General features: G+C 28.8%; 2 protein-coding genes. Both read right to left on the bottom strand.

The window, feature by feature from the left end:
- Positions 1–104 (bottom strand): helix-turn-helix domain-containing protein (locus KGF52_RS21305; RefSeq protein WP_227841547.1); only part of this gene is annotated, 104 nt, incomplete at its 3' end.
- A 7-nt stretch (positions 105–111) separates the two neighbouring features.
- Positions 112–208 (bottom strand): transposase (locus KGF52_RS21300; RefSeq protein WP_227841546.1); only part of this gene is annotated, 97 nt, incomplete at its 5' end.

The following is a 208-nucleotide window of genomic DNA, read 5'->3' as shown; positions in this document are numbered from 1 at the left end:
GATAACATAAGATTATATATAAGTCTGCTACATCCAAAAGTTTTAGCAAAATATTCTTTTTGTTCGCTATTTGGATATAATCTATATTTATATGCTCTTAGCATATTATCCCTACTTTCCTTGATTTTCTATGTATTGTTTTACAACATCCAATGGAGCTCCACAAGTTGTTACTAGACAATAACTTTTGCTCCAAAAGTATTCTTTC

It is taken from the genome of Clostridioides sp. ZZV15-6597, from assembly GCF_020657815.1.
Classification (GTDB): Bacteria; Bacillota; Clostridia; order Peptostreptococcales; family Peptostreptococcaceae; genus Clostridioides.
Note: the sequence above shows the minus strand (reverse complement) of the source record. Positions and strands in the feature narration are given on the sequence as shown.